We start from the raw sequence: 17,796 nt of genomic DNA, 5'->3' as shown, positions 1-17,796 counted from the left end.
GCACGCTCGGCGGCAGACAACACAATCTCAGCAGCATGAGGGGTCGGCACAACCCAGATTAACAACTAGATCGTAATTAATGACTCAGGACACTAGCCCGTTTCACCGGGTCAACGGCCACGGATCGGTAGTGTCCGGTCGAATGACCGAGTACCGGGCCGTGCTGCGCGCGTGGTGGCGCCAGCCCGACCACTTCGACTGGTTGTCCAGTTACCTCGACGCGCAGCGGCTGCGCGGCTTCACGCAGGCCATGATGGTGGCCGTCATCGTGCTGCTGATGGTCGCACCGCTGCTGATGCACTGGAGCCCGGGCGGGCCCGCCGACGGTCTACCCACCGTGCTGTCGTTCGCCGTCGCTCTCATCACGGCCGCCATGGCGGTGCTGTGGGCGCGAAGCTGGCCCACGTGTGAGCAGTCCAAGGCGTTCGCCGTCACCGCGACGCTGTGCATCGCCGCGGCCTGCCTGCTGGATCGCGACCCCGCGGTCGGCCTGCTCGGCTGCTCGTGTTTCGCGGCGATGGCCGGCTACATCGCGTTCTTCCACACCAGCCCGTATCTGGTGACGGTCATCGGCGTGGCAGTGACCACCACCGGGATCAACGCGGTCCGCGTCGCGCTGGCCGGGGACCCCGCCTCCGGAGTGAGCAAGTTCGTGGTCATCCTCGTCGGTGTGCTGGCGGTGCCGGGTTCGATCCAGGTGCTGGTGCGGCTGCTGGGCAGTGACGCCGCGGAATCCGATGTGGACTCGCTGACCAATATTCTGAACCGGCGCGGATTCCACCGCGCCGCACATGAATTGGTGGGCCGCGCCGCGGTATACGGCGGCACCGTCGGGGTGATCCTGGTCGATCTGGACGGTTTCAAACGCATCAACGACACCCGCGGGCACGCCGCAGGCGACAGGCTGCTGATCACGGTCACCGAGATCCTGCGCGCACAGGCTGCCGGGGACGACATCATCGCGGCCCGCTTCGGCGGTGAAGAGTTCCTGGTGTGCGGGCATCTCGACGACACCGCGACCACGGCGCTGGCCGAGCGGATCCGCCTGGAGATCGCCGCTCTGCCGGACGCGATCACGGTCAGCATCGGTTCGGCACTGGCGAAGATCGGCGAGCTCGACGATCAGGAGATCACCCTGTTGATCAATCGCCTCGTCGAGGCGGCCGATGACGCGATGTACAGCGCCAAACGCGCCGGCGGAAACCGGGTGCAGCGCAACAATCACGAATTCGATGCGCTCTAGCGCGCCCGCGCACCGCTCCAGAACTGTTGCACGGCCCCGATGACGGTTTCCCGGTCGACCAGCAGTGGGGAGGAGTGCCCGCTTCCCCGGACGTCCACCACGGTGGCATCGGCCATACCGTCGGCGACGGACTGGGCGTCGGCCGGCCGCCAGCCCGTGATGTCGTCTCGGCCCGCCACCATCAACACCGGGGCGGCGATCCGGGTCAGGTCGGCAGCCATATCGGGACGATTCAGCATCATCGACCGCATCGCGCGGAACATCGACGGCCGGTCCGCGCCGGTGAACGCACTCATCACCTCGTCGGCGAGAGTTGGTGCAGCAGCAAAGGATTCCTGTCCCACCAGCGCATCGGCGAGCGGCTTGAGCAGCAGCGCATTGGGTCCGGTGAAGCGGTAGAGCTGCACGAGCGGCCAGACCTTGGTCCAGCGTTCGACCGCGCGCAGCGCATGGGCGGGCGTCCCGATCGTGGTGAGGGAGCGCAGCCGCTCGGGCCGGTGCACGGCGAGCTGGATGCCCACATGCCCACCCCAGGCGTTGCCCACCCAGTCGACGGGTTCGGCGACGCCGAGCGCGTCCAGCACCGACTCCGCCGCGGCAACACATTCGGCGAAGCTGAAATCCCGCCCGATGGGTTCGCTCGCGCCGTGCGAGGGACCGTCGATCACCACCACGGAGCGGGTGCCCGCCAGTTCCTCGGCGATCCCGCACCACGATCGCGAATCCAGGAACAGGCTGTGCCACAACACCACCGGCGGCCCGGCACCCAGCGTCTCGACGTGCAGGGCGCCTACCTCGGTTGCGACTCGCTGGACGGCCATGACTCCCCATGTACTTCGGAAACCGGAACTTCGGTAACCGTAATATGCTGCCCGCCCACAGCTCCGTCAAGAGAGCGTCGTCGATCTCGAGCAACGCTGGGCAGGCGCCGTCGGCGAACAGCACTTCAGCCAGATGTGCCGCACGATGCAGCAACTGCTCGACGAACTCGATCCTGAGCAGTCCCACAGCTAACGGCACACTGATGTGCTGAGCACCCGCTTGAACGCCGTACAGTGATACCGGACACAACTGACCTCGATCTTTCAAACGAACTGACGCGATGAACACGATTCGCCGGTGGTGGCGGCAACCGGACCGCTACGAGTGGCTTTCGGTGTACTTGGAGTCCCAGCAGCTTCGCTGGCCCCTTCAACTGATCATGGCCACGACGGTCACCGCACTCGGATTCGTGCCGTTGCTGCTGCTGTGGAGCCCGGAGGTGCCCTCCGGATGGCCGACCTACCTCATCGCGTTCTCAGCGACCGCGCTGTGCTGGAGCATGACGATCGCCTGGCTGATCCGCTGGCCATCGCGACGGGTGTCCCGGATCTTTGCCGTGCTGTCGGCGGTGTGCGTCTCGGCGGCGAGCCTGATCATCCTGGACCCGCAACGCGGACTGCTGGCCTGCGCCATCTTCGCGGCGATCGGCGGCCTCGTGGCCTTCACCCAGAACAGCCGGTTTCTGGCGCTGGTACTCGGTGTGGGGGTCGGGACCGCGGTGATCTGCGGAGTGCGGGCCGCCATGGTCGGTGACACCGCAATGGCGATCAGCCAGCTCCTGCTGATATTGGCCAGCATGCTCACCGTGCCGATGATGGGCCAGATTCTGGTCCAGCTTCTGGGCGCCGACGCGGTGAACTCGGACGTCGACGTCCTCACCGGCCTGCACAACCGACGTGGTTTCTACCGGGCGGTGGGACACCGCGCCGGCCGCTTCGTCCGCGGCCGCGGGGTGCTCGGACTGGTGATGGTGGATCTGGACTGCTTCAAACAGGTCAACGACACCTTGGGGCACGCCGCCGGCGACGAGGTACTCAAGGCGGTGGCCGCTGTGCTGCGCAAGGCCGCCGGCGGCGACGCAGTCGTGGCCCGTATCGGCGGGGAAGAGTTCTGCATCGCCTCCACCACCGGTGACCGGCATATCCATCAGCTCGCCGATCGAGTGTGTGCCGCGATCGGTGCGCTGCCCGATGGCGTGACCGCCAGCGTCGGCACCGCATCCGTCCAGCGCCTCCCGGCGTCCCGGGAGGCGCTGGACGAACTGCTCGGCGTGGCGGATCGGGCGATGTACACCGCCAAGCGTGCCGGTGGCAATCAGGTGCGCCACGCGTCCGATGTCGTGCGGCAGTAGATCTAGCGGTGCGCCAGCTCGTTGTTGCGGTCGCCGCTGCGGAACATGCCCCGCCAACCCTTCCGGCGACGCGCCTCGGCGGTGGGTCCAATGACCTCCGTCTTCTGATCGGGCATCACCACCGGCTGCGATCCCGTGGTATCGACCGGCCTGACAGTGTCGACATCGCGGATCTCCACATCACGGACGCTGCGCACCGACAACCGGCCGACCGCGACCGCGCCGAGGAAGACCACCAGGGCGCCGAGACCGGAGAAGTACGCGAGCTCCAGCACCACCCGCTTGGACTCGGTGACGGCCACCGGGCTACCCACGTTGCCGAGCGCGAGCGGCGCGGCCAGCGCACGCCCCACCACGAACCACGCCCCGGCGGCGACGGCCAGCCATCCGCCCAGCATCGCGGTGGCACGGTTGCGTGACACCAGCAGGAGCAGACCGCCGATCACCGCCACCACGCCGGGAAGCACCTCCAGCCAGCCCCGGCCGAGGGTCCACGTCCACGGCGAATCGGGTGTGAAGGCGAAGTCGAAGTACGGCCCGACGAACGGGATGAGCGCACCCCACAGGCCGAGAAGTATCAGCAGGAATCCACTGAGGGCTCCGCGGCTGCGCGATATCGCCAGTCTGCTGCCACGGGCAGGTTTTACGCGTGTGTCGGACATGGTGGCCTCCTCGGTCATGCCGAGGGGATTACCCACCATGATCAAGCGGTAACCAGGTTGATCGCGATCAGCAGCACCGAGATCAACGGGAACACACCCTGGGTGACGGCGGCGCGGGCCTTGTCCGGTGAGGACAGCAGCAGCACCAGCGCGGCCGCCAGCATCGATCCCACCCCGGCCAGGACCAGCGCGGTCCCTACCGCGCCGTGCCCGGTCAGTACGGCGCCGATGCCGACCCCGGACACGATGGCCAGGAACAGGTTGTAGAAGCCCTGATTGAAGGCCATTTCCTTGGTCGCCTCGGCCTCCTGGGCACTCAGCCCGAAGGTCGCCCGGGTGCGCGGCGACGTCCAGGTCAGCGACTCCATCACGAAGATGTACACGTGCAGCAGCGCGGCGAGGCTGGCGATGACGAGACCGGCGGTGATCATGGGAGACTATTCAAACAGTCCGGTCTGCCCGAATCCGGTGACCGGCGGTTGCAGGCCCAGGTGTGTCCACGCCAGCGGGGTCGCGACCCGGCCGCGCGGGGTACGGGCGATCATCCCGGCACGCACCAGGAAGGGTTCGCACACCTCTTCGACGGTGGTGGCTTCCTCCCCCACCGCGACCGCCAGGGTGGACACCCCGACCGGTCCGCCGCCGAAGCTGCGGGTCAGGGCCGAGAGCACCGCGCGGTCCAGCCGGTCCAGGCCCAGTTCGTCGACGTCGTAGACCTCAAGTGCCGCCTTGGCGATATCGCGGGTGATGATGCCGTCGGCGCGAACCTCGGCGTAATCACGGACCCGGCGCAGCAGCCGGTTGGCGATCCGCGGGGTGCCGCGGGAACGCCGCGCGATCTCGGAGCCGGCGGTGGCGCCCAGCTCGATGCCGAGGATCCCGGCCGAGCGGTGCAGCACCCGTTCCAGATCGGCCGGTTCGTAGAAGTCCATGTGCGCGGTGAAACCGAACCGGTCCCGCAGTGGGCCGGTCAGCGCACCGGACCGGGTGGTCGCACCGACCAGCGTGAACGGCGCCACGTCCAATGGAATCGATGTCGCCCCAGGGCCTTTGCCGACCACGACGTCGACCCGGAAGTCCTCCATCGCCAGGTACAGCATCTCCTCGGCGGGCCGCGCGATGCGGTGGATCTCGTCGATGAACAGCACATCGCCCTCGACCAGGTTGGACAGCATCGCTGCGAGGTCGCCGGCACGTTCCAGCGCCGGACCCGAGGTGACCCGTAGCGCCGAACTGAGTTCGGCGGCGATGATCATCGCCAGCGAGGTCTTGCCAAGGCCGGGCGGTCCGGACAGCAGGATGTGATCCGGTGTGCCGCCCCGGTTCTTGGCGCCTTCGAGCACCAGCTGGAGCTGTTCCCGTACCCGGTGCTGCCCGATGAACTCACCGAGGGTGCGCGGCCGCAGGCTGGCGTCGACATCTCCTTCGCCGACGGTCAGGGCCGCCGAGACGTCCCGGCTCGCGTGCTCGTCGCCCTCGACGTCCTCGTCGAATCTGCTCATTTCTTACCCAGCATCGACAGGGCCGCCCGCAGCGCGGTCGAGGTGGTGGCCGCCGGGTCGTCGGCGAGCACCTTGTCGGTGGCCTCCTCGGCCTGTTTGACCGCGAAGCCCAGTCCGACAAGGGCTTCCACCACCGGCATCCGCACCGCGTGCCCGATGGCCGCTGCCGATCCGCCGGCGCCGGGGACCGCGCCGATCTTGTCGCGCAGTTCCAGCACCATCCGCTCGGCGCCGCGCTTGCCGATGCCCGGCACCCTGGTCAGCGCGGTGACATCACCGTCGGCGAGCGCCTGGCGCAGCGAGGTTGCGTCATACACGGCCAGGGTCGCCAGCGCGATCTTCGGGCCGACACCGGAGACGCCCAGCAGTGTGCTGAACAGATCACGCGACTCACCGTCGGCGAAGCCGTACAACGTCATCGAGTCCTCACGCACGATCATCGCGGTGATCAGCCGGGCCTCGTCTCCGCGCCGCAGCGTGGACAACGTCGACGGGGTGGCCATCACCTTGTAACCGACCCCGGCGGCTTCGACGACCGCGTGATCGAGGGCGATCTCGATGATCTCGCCACGCACCGAGGCGATCATGCGCGGGCCGCCTTGAGCTTGGATTCGTATTTCCGCTTGGCCTCGGCGGCCTTGGCCTCCGCCTCGGCCATCCGGGCGATCATGGGCGCCCGCCAGCAGTGACAGATGGCCAGCGCCAGCGCGTCCGCGGCGTCAGCCGGGGTCGGTTTCTGTTGCAGCCCGAGGATTTTGGTGACCATCGTGGTGACCTGCGCCTTATCGGCGCGGCCGTTGCCGGTGACCGCGGCCTTGACCTCGCTGGGGGTGTGGAAGTGCACGTCGATATCGCGGCGGGCGGCCGCCAGTGCGATGACCCCGCCGGCCTGAGCAGTGCCCATCGCGGTGTTGGCGTTCTGGTTGGCGAACACCCGCTCGATGGCGATCACGTCGGGGCGATGGGTGTCCATCCAGTATTCGACGGTGTCGCTGATGGTGAGCAACCGGCGCTCCAGCGCTTCACCTGCCGGGGTCCGAACGACATCGACGTCGAGCGCGACGACATGGCGACCGCGACCGGTCTCGATCACCGACAATCCGCAGCGCGTCAACCCGGGATCGACTCCCATTACCCGCACGCCAGCCCCTTCACCGATCAGAACACGTGTTCGATAGCGTAGCCGCCGGGCCCGACACATCCGGAGAGGGACACGCGCAATTCTTGCCGTGCCACCATGGAGACATGCGAGTAGTCATAGCGGGCGGACACGGAAAGATCGCGTTGATTCTGGAGCGGCTGCTGGCGGCCCGGGGTGATGCGCCGGTCGGGCTGATCCGGAACCCCTCGCACAGCACCGATCTCGAGGCGGTCGGAGCGCAGGCGGTGGTGCTGGATCTGGAGAACAGCACCGTGGAGCAGGTCGCCGAGGCGCTGCGCGGGGCCGATGCGGTGGTGTTCGCCGCCGGGGCCGGTCCGGGCAGCGGTGTCGCGCGTAAGCAGACGGTGGACCGGGACGCGGCGATCCTGCTGGCCGATGCCGCCGAGTCCGCGGGTGTGCACCGCTATGTGATGGTGTCGGCGATAGGGGCCGACGACCGCAGCCTCGACGACGGGTACGACGAGGTGTTCCAGGCCTATATCCGCGCCAAATCCGAGGCCGATGCGAACGTGCGGGCGCGCAGCGCGCTGCAGACCACCATCGTGCGGCCGGGCGGGCTCACCGACGACCCGGGCACCGGCAAAGTGCAGATCGCCGAGTCGACCGGCCGCGGCACGATCGCGCGCGCCGATGTCGCCGCGGTCCTGCTGGCGGTGCTGGACTCCCCCGCGACGGCGGGCCGGACCTTCGAGCTCATCGCCGGGGAGACGCCGATCGGGGAAGCGCTCTAACTAGTCCTCGTCGAGCTGGGCGGCGACCTCGTCCGGGATGTCGATGTTGGTGTAGACGTCCTGCACATCGTCGCTGTCTTCCAGCGCATCGATGAGCTTGAGCACCTTGCGGGCGCCCTCGAGGTCCACCTGCACGCTGACCGACGGCTGGAAACCGGAGTCCGCGGAGTCGTAGTCGATACCGGCGTCCTGCAGCGCGGTACGCACGGCCACCAGGTCGGTGGGCTCGGAGATGATCTCGAAGCTCTCGCCGAGATCGTTGATCTCCTCGGCCCCGGCCTCCAGCACGGCGGCGAGCACGTCGTCCTCGGTGAGGCCGTTCTTGTCGAGGGTGACGACGCCCTTGCGGGAGAACAGGTAGGACACCGACCCCGGGTCGGCCATGTTGCCGCCGTTGCGGGTCATGGCGACGCGCACCTCGCCGGCGGCGCGGTTGCGGTTGTCGGTGAGACATTCGATAAGCACCGCAACACCATTGGGGCCGTAGCCCTCGTAGGTGATGTTCTGCCAGTCGGCGCCGCCGGCCTCTTCACCGCCGCCGCGCTTGCGGGCGCGCTCGATGTTGTCGTTGGGCACCGACGACTTCTTGGCCTTCTGGATGGCGTCATACAACGTCGGATTACCCGACGGGTCGCCGCCACCGGTACGGGCTGCGACCTCGATGTTCTTGATGAGCTTGGCGAACATCTTGCCGCGCTTGGCGTCGACGACGGCCTTCTTGTGCTTTGTGGTGGCCCACTTGGAATGGCCGCTCATGCAGGTACGCCCTCTTTCTGGTGAAACGTCGACTGCCCAGTCTACGGGCACCCTCTTTCGTGACACCCTGCTTGGGTGCGCAAGGTTCTGATCATCGGGTCGGGATTCGCCGGTTTGTGGGCCGCCCTGGGGGCGGCGCGACGGGTCGACGAGCTGGGACTGCCGCCGGCGTCCATCGGGATCACCGTGCTGTCCCCCACCGCCCACCACGACATCCGGGTGCGCAACTACGAGCGCGATCTCAGTGCCTGCCGGCTGCCGCTGGGCGATCTGCTGGACCCCACGGGCGTATCGCATGTGCTCGGCACGGCCACCGCCGTCGACGTAGACGGCCGCACGGTCACCGCGCTCACCCCCGAGGGCACCATCGCCGTGAACTACGACCGGCTGGTACTGGCGGCGGGCAGCCAGGTGGCGTTGCCGGACATTCCCGGCCTGCGCGAGTTCGGCTTCGATGTCGACACCTTCGACAGCGCAACACGATTGGGTGAGCACCTGGACACGCTGTCCGCCGACACCCCGGGTGCGGGCACCGTCGCTGTGGTGGGGGCCGGGCTGACCGGTATCGAGACGGCATGCGAACTGCCCGCCCGGCTGACCGCGCATTTCGGGCCGGCGGTGACGCCGAGGGTGCTGCTCGTCGACCACAACCCGGCCGTCGGATCCGATATGGGTGTCTCGGCCCGGCCGGTCATCGAGGATGCGCTGTCCCGATGCGGGGTCGAGGCCGTCACCGGTACCGGGGTGATCGCGGTGGATGCCGAGACGGTGACGCTGTCCTCGGGCGCGGTGATCCCCGCGGCCACCGTCATCTGGTGTGCCGGGATGCGGGCGAATCCGTTGGCCGCGCAGTTGCCCGTCAGCCTGGACCGGCTGGGCCGTGTCCCGGTCGACGGCCGACTGCGCGTCGAGGGCGTGCCCGATGTCTTCGCCGCCGGTGATGTGGCGGCCGCGCAGGTCGACGACGGGCACACCTCGGTGATGTCGTGTCAGCACAGCAGGCCGATGGGCCGCTACGCCGGCTACAACGTGATCAGCGATCTGGTGGGCGCACCGCTGCTGACGCTACGGATCCCCTGGTACGTGACGGTGCTCGATCTGGGCCCGGCCGGCGCGGTGTACACCGAGGGCTGGGACCGCACGGTCATCGGTACCGGTGCGGCGGCGAAGGCCACCAAGACGGTCATCAACACTGAGCGGATCTATCCGCCGCTGGGGGCCGACCGGGCCGCGCTGCTGGCCGCGGCGGTCCCCGAGGTGCAGACACCGCCGTCGACCGGGTAACCGGTCAGCGCACCAGGGTTGCTCCCCCATCGAGCCGGATCTGCTGGCCGGTCATGAACCGCGACTCGTCGGCGAGCAGATACAGTGCGGCGTAGGCGGTTTCCCAGCTGCTCGCGCGGCCCATCTTGAGTTTGACAACCTCGTTGTAGGCCGCGTCGACCTCGTCGGAATCGAATCCGAACAGTTCCTGCGAGTCGTGGTTCCCCAGGGTCGAGTCGATCGGGCCCAGCATCAGGGTGTTGGCCCGAATGCCGGCCTCGGCGTACTCGACCGCGGTCAGTTCGGTGATGTAGTTCAGACCGCACTTGCCCAAGGCGTACGGCATGATGCCCATGTTCAGGCCCAGTTCGTTCTTCAGGCTCGCGATCGAGGAGAAGTTGACGATGCTGCCGGTGCTGGTGCCCTCGTTCTTCTCCATGCATTGGGCGGCAAAGAGGTTGCAGTGGAAGCAGCCCAGCATGTTGACGTTGATGCCCTTGTTGAAGTTCTCGACCGACATCGAATTCGATTCCCGGTCGAAGGGCGGGTTGGTCGCGACGCTGTAGACCATCCCGTCCACCCGGCCGCTGCGCTGCATGACGGTGTCGAAGATACGTTGGCAGTCGTCCTTTTCCGCGACGTCGGCCTGCACGGCGTAGGCGGTGCCACCCTCGGCCTCGATCATGTCGACGGTCTCCTGCGCGGCCGCGAGGTTGAGATCCACAGCCACCACCTCGGCTCCGTGCCTGGCGGCCAGCACGGCGGTGGCGCGCCCGTTGCCGATCTTGTCGCCGGGCATCTGCCCGCCGCCGACGATGACGATCACCTTTCCGGACAGGTCGAAGGCGGTGCGGTCCTTGCTGGCGAAATCTACAGACATGCTTCCTCTTTCATGTGGATGGCGCGTTCCGGGCAGGCGGCGACGGCGTGGGCGAGGGCGACCCTCAGGACCCCACGACCTTCAGATGCAGTTCGGTGAGTCCCCGCAGGATGAAGGTGGGCACATAGCCGAACCTCCGGTGGTCCGCCGTGCCGTGGTGGGCCTCGTCGAGGCGGATCTCGCCGGCAGTCTCGAGCAGGCGCTGGATGAGAATGCGCCCCTCGGCGCGTGCCAGTGGTGCGCCCAGGCAACTGTGGATACCGCGCCCGAATGCGATGTGGCGCCGCGAGTTCGGCCGGTCCAGATCGAAGATGTCGGGATTCTCGAACACTCGCGGATCCCGGTTGGCGGCACCGTAATGGACCATGAGGGTCGTGCCGGCCGCAATGTCGACCCCACCGATCGTGGTGTCGGCGCGGGCCAGCCGGAAATCCCCGCGGATCGGACTCTCGAAGCGCAGCGCCTCCTCGATGAAGTTCCCGATCAATTCGGGTTGGCGGCGCAGCCGATCCTGCAGGTCGGCGTCCTCGGCCAGCACCTTCATCGCCGAGGACAGCAACCGCACGGTGGTCTCCTGACCGGCGGAGAATAGGTTGGACGCCACCCGCACCACGTCGATGACCTCCGGTGTCGACCCGTCCGGGAACGTCGCCTGCGCCATCTCGGTCATGACATCGCTGCGCGGTGCAGTACGACGGTCGGAGATGTAGTCGGCGAACCGGGTGTACAGATATTCCAGTGGGGCGTGGGCCATCTCGGCACCTTCGGTGCTGCCCAGGGCGACGTCGCCGGTGAGTACCGCGGTGAGCTCGTCGCGGTCCTCGACGGGCACGCCGAGCAGATCGGCGATGACCAGCAGCGCCACCGGGTTACCGACTGCGGTGATGAACTCGCCACCGCCGCGGGCCAGATAGGGCGCCAGCACCTGATCGGCGAGCCGCCACATGAACTCCTCGTTGGCCTTCAGGCGCTTGGGGGTGATCAGGCGGGTCAGCAGCGACCGGTGCGCGGTGTGGGTAGGCGGGTCGAAGGACGGGAGTTGGTCGCTGAACGGTAGCTCTTGGCGGTGCTCGTCGATGAGCGCCCGGACGGTGGCCGCGTCCAGGCCGTCCAGCGATACCGGAAAGCCCGGGAACGGACCGGTCACACTGGTGCACGACGAGAACGACTCGTGATCACCGACCACCGCCAGCACCTCGTCGTAGCCGGTGACCACGAGCACGCCCTGGGTCGGTTCGCGCAGCACCGGACTCTCTTCCCGCATACGGGCCAGCAGCGGATACGGGTCGGCGACCAGTGCCGGGTCGTGGAAGAAATCGATGGCGTCGATCTGCGCTGGACTGATGGTCAAGATGCGCTCCTCGGGTGGCGGCGGGCCGCGGATCGGCGATACCAAAACCGACCAAACGTAAAGTCAGTTACTGACCAATCGTACAGTCGTAAACTGTACGAATGGTCGGACCGCGACGAATTGTTAGCAGCACTACATTCCGAGGACCGGTGTGAGCGCCCCCGCCACCCGGCAGCGCCTCATCGAGGTCGCCGTCGAGCTGTTTCGCCGGCACAGCATCGCCGGCACCTCGCTGCAGATGATCTCCGACGAGCTCGGCCTCACGAAATCGGCGATCTACCACCACTTCCGCACCCGCGATGAGCTCCTGGAAGCGGTGCTCGATCCCGTCATCGATCAACTGCGACAGCTGGTGGAGCAGGCCGGCGGTCACCGCGGCGCAAAGGCGCAAGCCGATGCCATGCTCAGCGGATTCGCCGCCCTTGCGGTGTCCAACCGAACCCTGTTCCCGGTCCTCACCGGCGACCCCAGCGTCGGCGAACTGCTGCGCGCGCGGCAGGACTGGGGCGCCATCGTCGCGCGTCAGATGGAACTACTGGCCGGCGCCGAACCGGGGATGGCCGGTCAGGTGCGGGCCGCCATCGTGATGTCGGGTATCTCGGCCGCCGTCGGCGTCGAGTACGACGGGACCGCGGATGAGCTGCTGGAGCAGCTGGTGACGGCCGGCCGGCGCACGCTGGGTCTTCGCCCGCCCCGTGTTAACTGAGCCACACTCACTGTCCCGGTAACTTACTCCAAAGTAAGGTAGCCGATATGACGTTCTCCCTGGAGTTGTCCTCAGACCTGCTCGACGTGCAGAAGTGGGTTCACGAATTCGCCGCCGACGTGGTGCGCCCCGCCGCGGCCGAGTGGGACGAGCGCGAGGAGACCCCGTGGCCGGTCATCCAGGAGGCCGCCAAGATCGGCCTCTACTCGCTGGAGATGATGGCTGAACAGACGGCCGAACCCTCCGGCCTGGGCATGATCGTCGTCTTCGAGGAACTGTTCTGGGGCGATGCGGGTATCGCGCTGTCCATCCTCGGCACCGGACTGGCCGCCGCTTCGGTCGCCGGTTCCGGCACCCCCGAGCAGATCGGCGAATTCCTTCCGCAGATGTTCGGCACCGTCGAGAAGCCCGAGGTCGCCGCGTTCTGCGCCTCCGAACCGAACGCCGGATCCGATGTCGGCTCGATCCTCACCCGAGCCCGCTACGACGAGGCCACCGACGAGTGGGTGCTCAACGGCACCAAGACCTGGGCCACCAACGGCGGCATCGCCAACGTCCACGTCGTGGTCGCGTCGGTGCACCCCGAACTCGGCACCCGCGGCCAGGCGTCATTCATCATCCCGCCCGGCACCAAGGGTCTCAGCCAGGGCCAGAAATTCCTCAAGCACGGGATCCGCGCGTCGCACACCGCCGAGGTCGTGCTCGACGAGGTCCGCATCCCCGGGCGCCTGATCGTCGGCGGCAAGGAGAAGTTCGACGCCAAGATCGCCAAGGTGCGCGACGGTAAGAAGGCCGCCGGACAGGCCGCCATGGCGACCTTCGAGCGCACCCGCCCCACCGTCGGCGCCATGGCCGTCGGCGTGGCGCGCGCCGCCTATGAGTACGCACTCGACTACGCCTGCGAGCGTGAGCAATTCGGCCGCAAGATCGGCGATTTCCAGGGTGTCGCGTTCAAGCTTGCCGACATGAAGGCCCGCATCGATGCCGCCCGCCTGCTCGTCTACCGGGCCGGCTGGATGGCGCGCAACGGCAAGCAGTTCGAGAACGCCGAGGGGTCGATGGCCAAACTGGTGGCCAGCGAGACCGCGGTCTACGTCACCGATGAGGCCATCCAGATTCTCGGCGGCAACGGCTACACCCGCGACTACCCGGTCGAGCGGATGCACCGCGACGCCAAGATCTTCACGATCTTCGAAGGCACCAGCGAGATTCAGCGGCTGGTGATGGGCCGCGCCATCACCGGCCTGCCGCTGCGCTGAAAATACTTACGCCAGAGTTAATTTCGGGCGGTTACTCCGTCGCGGGACGCAAACACAGCTGTGACATCGCCGAAACACGGTCGGCCTAATTTTGCCGAATGACACAGGAGCTCGGCGATGAGGTGCGCAACGAGGTAGTCGAGGCCGACCTTGACACCATGACGGCCACCAAGGAGACCCTCGAGGACTACACGCTGCGCTTCGCCCCGCGCAGCTACCGCAAGTGGTCCACCCGGGTGGTGGGCATCTCAGCCCTGGGCGGTATCGCCTACCTCGCCGATTTCGCGATCGGCGCCAATATCGGCATCGCCTACGGGACCACCAACGCGTTGTGGGGAATCCTCATCTTCGCGGTCGTGGTGATGGTCACCGGGTTCCCGCTCGCCTACTACGCCGCGCGGTACAACGTCGATCTGGACCTGATCACCCGTGGCAGCGGCTTCGGCTACTACGGATCGGTGGTCACCAACGTCATCTTCGCGACGTTCACGTTCATCTTCTTCGCACTCGAGGGCTCCATCATGGCGCAGGGTCTGGAGCTCGGCCTCGGCATCCCGCTGTGGGTGGGCTATGCACTGTCCACCATCATCATCTTCCCGCTGGTCATCTACGGCATGAAAGTCCTTTCCACACTGCAGGTCTGGACCACGCCGCTGTGGCTGGTGCTGATGGTCGCACCGTTCGTCTATCTGGTCATCAGTCATCCTGAATCGGTCGGCGACTTCTTCGCCTTCCAGGGTGAGAGCGGCACCGGCGGCTTCGATCTGGGCATGACGCTGCTGGCCGCCGGCGTGTGCCTGTCGCTGATCGTGCAGATTGCCGAGCAGATCGATTACCTGCGCTTCATGCCGCCCCGGACGCCGGAGAACAGCCGCAGCTGGTGGACGTGGATGTTCCTGGCCGGGCCCGGCTGGGTGATCTTCGGCGCCATCAAACAGGTGGTCGGGTTGTTCCTGGCGGTGTACCTGATCGCCAACGTCTTCGACGGCGCGGTGGCCAGCGCCAACGAACCGGTGCATCAGTTCCTGGAGATCTACCGCAACTTCCTGCCGCCATGGCTGGCTATGACGCTGGCGGTGGTCCTGGTGGTGATCAGCCAGGTCAAGATCAACGTCACCAACGCCTACTCCGGCTCGCTGGCGTGGACGAACTCGTTCACCCGTGTCACCAAGCACTACCCCGGCCGGCTGGTGTTCCTGGCGTTCAACCTGCTGATCGCGCTGATCCTGATGGAAGCCAACATGTTCGCGTTCCTGAACTCCATCCTGGGGTTCTACGCCAACTGCGGTATCGCCTGGGTTGTGGTGGTGGCCTCGGACATCGTGTTCAACAAGTACCTGCTGAAGCTGTCGCCAATGCAGCCCGAGTTCCGGCGCGGCATGCTGTACGCGGTCAATCCGGTCGGGTTCGTGTCGCTGTTCGTCGCGGCTGGCGTGTCACTGCTGACCTTCTTCGGCGTACTCGGCGAGGCCATCAGGCCGTACTCACCGCTGGTGGCCATGGTGCTCGGTCTGGTGCTGCCGCCGATCATCGCGGTCGCCACCAAGGGCAAGTACTACCTGCGCCGCACCGATGACGGTATCGACCTGCCGATGTACGACGAACTGGGCAACCCGTCCGGCGCGCACCTCAAATGCCATGTCTGCCATCACGATTACGAGCGGCCCGACATGATGAAGTGCGAGACCCACGACGCGTTCGTCTGCTCGCTCTGCCTGTCGACCGACAAGGTCGCCGACCACGTGCTACCCGCCCAGAGCTAGGCGGACACCATGTCGACGAACATCGCATGCACCCGGCGGTCGCCGGTCATCTCGGGATGGAACGACGTCGCCAGCATCCGCCCCTGACGCACCGCCACCGGATGGCCGCCCGCCGTGGCCAGCACCTCGACCTCGGGTCCGACCCGTTCCACCCACGGGGCCCGGATGAACACCGCGTGCACCGGGCCGTCGATACCGGTGAACCTCAGGTCCTCTTCGAACGAGTCGACCTGACGGCCGAAAGCGTTGCGGCGCACCGTCATATCGATTCCACCGAGCGGTAATGCCTCCCGCCCGGGCACGCCGGCGTCCAGGATCTCGCCGGCCAGCAGGATCATCCCCGCACACGAGCCGTAGGCCGGCAACCCGTCGCGCAGCAATCCGCGCAGCGGCTCCAGCAGCTCGAACTCGCGCAGCAGGTGGCTCATCGCCGTCGACTCACCGCCCGGGATGACAAGTGCATCAACGGATTTCAACTCGGACAGCCGCCGCACCTTGACGGCCTCGGCGCCGGCTTCGGTTAGCGCCGCCAGATGCTCGCGGGTGTCGCCCTGCAGAGCAAGCACCCCGACGGTCACGCTCACTGGCTGGACGGGGTGAAGCCACGCTGATAGCGGGTCAGCCCCTCCTGCATCACTGCCGCGACCATCTCGCCGTACTGGTTGAACAGCTTGCCCTGGGTCAGCGCGCGCCCGCCACAGGCCGACGGTGAGGACTGGTCGTAGAGCAGCCATTCGTCGGCGCGGAACGGCCGCATGAACCACATCGCATGATCCAGCGACGCGATGTTGAGATGCTTACGTTCATCCGGGTGATTCACCTGCGCCGAACCCAGCAGGGTCAGGTCGCTGAGGTAGGCCAGCGCGCAGATGTGCAGCACCGAGTCGTCCGGCAGCGGATCGCGGTGCCGGAACCACACCTGCTGCTGAGAAGCCTTGCCGGGCAGGCGATTGACCTGATCGCGCGGGACGATGCGGACGTCCCACTCATCGAACTGACGGAAGCTCGCATCGTCGAAGACCTTGGAGTTGGTCTTGAAACCCGGGATGTCATCGGGCGAGGGCGCCGAGGGCATGGCGTCCTGATGCTCGATACCGCTCTGATCGGTCTGGAACGACGCCGACATGCTGAAAATGGTCTGACCGTGCTGGACGACGCTCACCCTGCGGGTGGCGAACGATCCGCCGTCGCGGATGCGCTCCACCAGATACACCGACGGTGCCCGGGCGTCGCCGGGCCGCAGGAAGTAGCCATGGAGCGAGTGCACCTGGAACTTGGGGTCCACCGTGCGCACCGCAGAGACCAACGACTGGCCGGCGACATGGCCGCCGAAGGTGCGCTGCAGGAAACCGGACTCCGGGCTGAACACCCCACCGCGGTAGATGTCGACTTCGAGCTGCTCGAGATCGAGGATCTGTTCGATCGACATACGCGCTTACCAGCCGCGTTCGGCGAGCCGGTGGGGCTGCGCGATGTCCTCCACGTTGATACCGACCATGGCCTCGCCCAGACCGCGCGACACCTTGGCCAGCACATCGGGATCGTCGTAGAAGGTGGTGGCCTTCACGATCGCCGCAGCCCGCGCCGCCGGGTCACCGGACTTGAAGATGCCCGAGCCCACGAACACACCCTCGGCGCCGAGCTGCATCATCATCGCCGCATCGGCCGGGGTGGCGATACCGCCGGCGGTGAACATCGTCACCGGCAGCTTGCCGGCCCGGGCCACCTCGACGACCAGATCGTAGGGGGCCTGCAGTTCCTTGGCCGCCACGAACAACTCGTCCTCCGACAGCGAACCCAGCCGGCGGATCTGTCCGCCGATGGCACGCATGTGGGTGGTCGCATTGGAGACATCGCCGGTGCCGGCCTCACCCTTGGAACGGATCATCGCCGCGCCCTCGGTGATCCGGCGCAGCGCCTCGCCCAGGTTGGTCGCCCCGCACACGAACGGCACAGTGAACTTCCACTTGTCGATGTGGTTGGCGTAATCGGCCGGGGTCAGCACCTCGGACTCATCGATGTAGTCCACCCCGAGGCTCTGCAGGATCTGGGCCTCCACGAAATGCCCGATCCGCACCTTGGCCATCACCGGGATGGTGACCGCGGCGATGATGCCCTCGATCATGTCCGGGTCGCTCATCCGCGACACCCCACCCTGGGCCCGGATGTCGGCGGGTACGCGCTCCAGCGCCATCACCGCGACCGCACCCGCGGCTTCGGCGATGCGCGCCTGCTCCGGGGTGACCACGTCCATGATGACCCCGCCCTTGAGCATCTCGGCCATCCCGCGCTTCACCCGCGCGGTACCGGTCTGGCTACCGGAACCAGGTGCGGTTTCCATCGCT

19 protein-coding genes are annotated in these 17,796 nt (G+C 67.1%); 7 read left to right on the top strand and 12 right to left on the bottom strand.

The genetic code is table 11. The features are described from left to right. Nucleotides 1-142 precede the first annotated feature (142 nt). Nucleotides 143-1,243, top strand: a complete 1,101-nt coding sequence (locus tag ASE48_RS20650) for a GGDEF domain-containing protein (protein ID WP_057168982.1) — start codon at nt 143-145, stop codon at nt 1,241-1,243. On the opposite strand, the gene ASE48_RS20645 is transcribed toward ASE48_RS20650, so the two are convergent. After that, on the bottom strand, nt 1,240-2,064 hold the full coding sequence (locus ASE48_RS20645; protein WP_057168981.1) for an alpha/beta fold hydrolase: 825 nt from the start codon (nt 2,062-2,064) through the stop codon (nt 1,240-1,242). The two genes, ASE48_RS20650 and ASE48_RS20645, sit on opposite strands and share 4 nt — an antisense overlap. Before the next feature lie 281 nt (nt 2,065-2,345). Between ASE48_RS20645 and ASE48_RS20640 the strand changes: the two genes are divergently transcribed. Beyond that, nucleotides 2,346-3,416 (top strand): GGDEF domain-containing protein, encoded by a 1,071-nt coding sequence (locus tag ASE48_RS20640; RefSeq protein WP_057168980.1) that lies wholly within the window; start codon nt 2,346-2,348, stop codon nt 3,414-3,416. Between the two features lie 2 nt (nt 3,417-3,418). Here the strand turns inward: ASE48_RS20640 and ASE48_RS20635 are convergent, their stop codons facing one another. The 5 genes from ASE48_RS20635 to ruvC are packed head-to-tail and all read right to left on the bottom strand — an operon-like array spanning nt 3,419 to nt 6,721. After that, nucleotides 3,419-4,078, bottom strand: coding sequence for a hypothetical protein (locus tag ASE48_RS20635; protein ID WP_057169033.1), 660 nt, complete (start codon nt 4,076-4,078; stop codon nt 3,419-3,421). A 41-nt stretch (nt 4,079-4,119) separates the two neighbouring features. After that, the gene (locus tag ASE48_RS20630; RefSeq protein ID WP_057168979.1) at nt 4,120-4,509 is read right to left on the bottom strand and encodes a DUF1304 domain-containing protein; all 390 of its coding nucleotides are present in this window, start codon (nt 4,507-4,509) and stop codon (nt 4,120-4,122) included. Between the two features lie 6 nt (nt 4,510-4,515). Continuing rightward, a complete protein-coding gene (gene ruvB / locus ASE48_RS20625; protein ID WP_057168978.1) occupies nt 4,516-5,580 on the bottom strand; it encodes a Holliday junction branch migration DNA helicase RuvB in 1,065 nt (354 codons plus the stop codon). Continuing rightward, nucleotides 5,577-6,167 carry a Holliday junction branch migration protein RuvA gene (gene ruvA / locus ASE48_RS20620; RefSeq protein WP_057168977.1) on the bottom strand — a complete coding sequence of 197 codons (591 nt, stop codon included), beginning with the start codon at nt 6,165-6,167 and terminating at the stop codon, nt 5,577-5,579. The genes ruvB and ruvA overlap by 4 nt, the downstream gene beginning before the upstream one ends. Further along, nucleotides 6,164-6,721, bottom strand: a complete 558-nt coding sequence (ruvC, locus tag ASE48_RS20615) for a crossover junction endodeoxyribonuclease RuvC (protein WP_057168976.1) — start codon at nt 6,719-6,721, stop codon at nt 6,164-6,166. Before ruvC ends, ruvA begins: the two co-directional genes overlap by 4 nt. Before the next feature lie 104 nt (nt 6,722-6,825). Here ruvC and ASE48_RS20610 point away from each other — a divergent pair, with 104 nt between their 5' ends. Continuing rightward, a complete protein-coding gene (locus tag ASE48_RS20610) occupies nt 6,826-7,473 on the top strand; it encodes an SDR family oxidoreductase (protein ID WP_057168975.1) in 648 nt (215 codons plus the stop codon). Here the strand turns inward: ASE48_RS20610 and ASE48_RS20605 are convergent, their stop codons facing one another. Further along, entirely contained in the window at nt 7,474-8,229 is a 756-nt protein-coding gene (locus tag ASE48_RS20605) for a YebC/PmpR family DNA-binding transcriptional regulator (RefSeq protein WP_057168974.1), read from the bottom strand. Nucleotides 8,230-8,304: 75 nt separating this feature from the next. Here ASE48_RS20605 and ASE48_RS20600 point away from each other — a divergent pair, with 75 nt between their 5' ends. Then, the gene (locus tag ASE48_RS20600; RefSeq protein WP_057168973.1) at nt 8,305-9,513 is read left to right on the top strand and encodes an NAD(P)/FAD-dependent oxidoreductase; all 1,209 of its coding nucleotides are present in this window, start codon (nt 8,305-8,307) and stop codon (nt 9,511-9,513) included. Between the two features lie 4 nt (nt 9,514-9,517). On the opposite strand, the gene ASE48_RS20595 is transcribed toward ASE48_RS20600, so the two are convergent. Continuing rightward, entirely contained in the window at nt 9,518-10,372 is an 855-nt protein-coding gene (locus ASE48_RS20595; protein WP_057168972.1) for an SDR family NAD(P)-dependent oxidoreductase, read from the bottom strand. Nucleotides 10,373-10,436: 64 nt separating this feature from the next. After that, nucleotides 10,437-11,723: a cytochrome P450 gene (locus ASE48_RS20590; RefSeq protein WP_235571375.1), complete on the bottom strand. Its 1,287-nt coding sequence runs from the start codon at nt 11,721-11,723 to the stop codon at nt 10,437-10,439. A 151-nt stretch (nt 11,724-11,874) separates the two neighbouring features. On the opposite strand from ASE48_RS20590, the gene ASE48_RS20585 reads away from it, so the two are divergent. The 3 genes from ASE48_RS20585 (at nt 11,875) to ASE48_RS20575 (ending at nt 15,451) form a co-directional block, all read left to right on the top strand. Continuing rightward, nucleotides 11,875-12,429, top strand: a complete 555-nt coding sequence (locus ASE48_RS20585; protein ID WP_235571373.1) for a TetR/AcrR family transcriptional regulator — start codon at nt 11,875-11,877, stop codon at nt 12,427-12,429. 47 nt (nt 12,430-12,476) lie between these two features. After that, entirely contained in the window at nt 12,477-13,688 is a 1,212-nt protein-coding gene (locus tag ASE48_RS20580; protein ID WP_057168970.1) for an acyl-CoA dehydrogenase family protein, read from the top strand. Between the two features lie 98 nt (nt 13,689-13,786). Beyond that, nucleotides 13,787-15,451: a purine-cytosine permease family protein gene (locus ASE48_RS20575; protein WP_057168969.1), complete on the top strand. Its 1,665-nt coding sequence runs from the start codon at nt 13,787-13,789 to the stop codon at nt 15,449-15,451. Here the strand turns inward: ASE48_RS20575 and pdxT are convergent. The 3 genes from pdxT to pdxS are packed head-to-tail and all read right to left on the bottom strand — an operon-like array spanning nt 15,448 to nt 17,792. Then, nucleotides 15,448-16,035 carry a pyridoxal 5'-phosphate synthase glutaminase subunit PdxT gene (gene pdxT, locus ASE48_RS20570; protein ID WP_057168968.1) on the bottom strand — a complete coding sequence of 196 codons (588 nt, stop codon included), beginning with the start codon at nt 16,033-16,035 and terminating at the stop codon, nt 15,448-15,450. The two genes, ASE48_RS20575 and pdxT, sit on opposite strands and share 4 nt — an antisense overlap. Next, nucleotides 16,032-16,880, bottom strand: coding sequence for an acyl-CoA thioesterase II (tesB, locus tag ASE48_RS33500; protein ID WP_057168967.1), 849 nt, complete (start codon nt 16,878-16,880; stop codon nt 16,032-16,034). The genes pdxT and tesB overlap by 4 nt, the downstream gene beginning before the upstream one ends. 6 nt (nt 16,881-16,886) lie before the next feature. Continuing rightward, complete coding sequence (pdxS, locus tag ASE48_RS20560) at nt 16,887-17,792, bottom strand: pyridoxal 5'-phosphate synthase lyase subunit PdxS (RefSeq protein ID WP_057169031.1); 906 nt, start codon at nt 17,790-17,792, stop codon at nt 16,887-16,889. Nucleotides 17,793-17,796: the final 4 nt, after the last annotated feature.

This window comes from Mycobacterium sp. Root265, from assembly GCF_001428895.1.
Lineage (GTDB): Bacteria > Actinomycetota > Actinomycetes > Mycobacteriales > Mycobacteriaceae > Mycobacterium.
The sequence above is the reverse complement of the archived record's forward strand: the minus strand, read 5'-3'. Positions and strand labels throughout refer to the sequence as shown.